Here is a 1,888-nt window from a genome sequence, read left to right as displayed (position 1 = left end):
GGGTTCTGGCCCTGGCCGGCGGCCAGGATCTGGCCCAGGATGACTTCGTTGACCTCGCCGGCGTCCACCTTGGCGCGACGCAGCGCTTCGCGGATGGCCACCTCGCCCAGGTAGTGCGCGGGGACGGAACCCAGGCTGCCGTTGAAGGCTCCCACCGGGGTGCGGGCGGCGGCGGCAATGACGATGTCGGTCATGATCCCTCCTCAAGGGAACGAACGTCGGTCGGCGGCGGGAGCGGTCCGGCCGCTCCCGCCGTCTTCCGGGATTACGGATGCAGGGTGTAGTTCAGGATCCACAGCAGGAAGAGCACCAGCGGCGCGTGGATCAGCAGCTGGGTGAAGCAGAAGCCGACGATGTCGCGCGCCTTCAGGCCGAGCACGCCGAGCAGCGGCAGCATCCAGAAGGGGTTGATCAGGTTCGGCAGGGCTTCCGCCGCGTTGTAGACCTGCACCGCCCAGCCGAGGTGGGCCTTCACGTCGACGGCCGCCTGCATGACGTAGGGGGCTTCGATGATCCACTTGCCCCCGCCCGACGGCACCAGGAAGCCGAGGACCGCCGAGTAGATGCCGATCACCACCGGATAGGTGTGGGTGTTGGCGATGCTGACGAAGATGTTGGCGAGATGGTGGGAGATCGACACGCCGTCGGCGCCGGCGACGCCGGTCAGCATGGTCGCGATGCCGCCGTAGAGCGGGAACTGGATGAGCACGCCGCCGGCGGTCGGCACGGCCTTCGCCACCGCGTTCAGGAAGCTGCGGATGTTCCAGTGCAGCAGGACGCCCAAGGTGATGAAGAAGAAATTGTAGAAATTCAGGCTGGAGATCACCGACAGGAAGTCCTTGGCCGCGAACTCGCTGTAGATGTAGCCGATCGACAGTGCCACCAGCAGCAGCGGCAGGACCGGGCTGAACTCGAACCACTCGCCCGGACGCTGCATGGCGGGGGTCGTCACTTTCTTCTCGGACAGATCGACGTCGTAGTCGGCGGCGGTGCGGACGAACTTGTCCGCCGGCGACGAGAAGTAGGCGATGGCGACGGACGCCGCGAAGATCAGGCCGCCCATCAGGAAGGACTGCCACAGGAAGATCGTCTGGCTCAGCGGGATGACCCCGGTGATGTCGGAGATCGACTTGGGCAGGCTGGCCGGGTTCGCCTGCAGCATGGCCGAGGAGGAACTGAGGCCGAGCGCCCAGGTCGCGCCGAGGCCGAGATAGGCGGCGGCGCCGGCCGCGCGGTAGTCCATCCGCAGGTCCTTGCGGCGGGCCAGCTCACGAACCAGCAGGCCGCCGAGCACCAGGCTGAGCGCCCAGTTGAAGTAGGAGGCGGCCATGCTGGCGAAGGCCACGAAGGCGACCGCGCCGCGCCCGGTCTGCGGGAAGCTGGCGATCCAGCGGATCAGCCTGGTGCAGGGCGGCGAGGTGGCGACGACGTAGCCGGAGATCGCCACCATGGCCATCTGCATGGTGAAGGGGATCAGCGTCCAGTAGCCGTTGCCGAAGCCCTTGGCGATGGCCAGCGGCTCGGCCCCGAGGGCGAGGTCGGCGATGGCGACCGCCAGCACGGCGAGGACGACGAAGACGTAGGCGTCCGGGAACCACTTTTCCGCCCATTCGGTGAAGGCCACGGCCATGCGGGCCAGCGAGCCCTGCTTCTGCCCCTCGGCGGCGCCGTTCAGTGCGACTGCTCCTTCGAGGGCGACATCAATGTCCGTCGATTGCGGCATGTTCGGAATCCCCCATTGCAAAGGGTTGTGGCGCTTCACGCGCCGATCGGCATGGTCGGGACGGGGCTGGGCATGATCAGATCGGCCCCGGTGGCGGCCACGACCTGCTCCACGCTGACCCCGGGCGCGGTCTCCATGAGGACCAGCCCGTCGCTCGTCGGTTCG

At 67.7% G+C, this 1,888-nt stretch carries 1 protein-coding gene and 1 pseudogene; both read right to left on the bottom strand.

All coding sequences use genetic code 11. The features are described from left to right. Positions 1–194 (bottom strand): annotated as a pseudogene (locus ACSBPG_RS31845) (acetyl-CoA C-acetyltransferase); the annotation flags it as partial. A gap of 71 nt (positions 195–265) precedes the next feature. Next, complete coding sequence (locus ACSBPG_RS31840) at positions 266–1,723, bottom strand: short-chain fatty acid transporter (protein WP_435541275.1); 1,458 nt, start codon at positions 1,721–1,723, stop codon at positions 266–268. Positions 1,724–1,888: the final 165 nt, after the last annotated feature.

It is taken from the genome of Azospirillum sp. ST 5-10, assembly GCF_051225715.1.
GTDB lineage: Bacteria > Pseudomonadota > Alphaproteobacteria > Azospirillales > Azospirillaceae > Azospirillum.
Note: the sequence above shows the minus strand (reverse complement) of the source record. Positions and strands in the feature narration are given on the sequence as shown.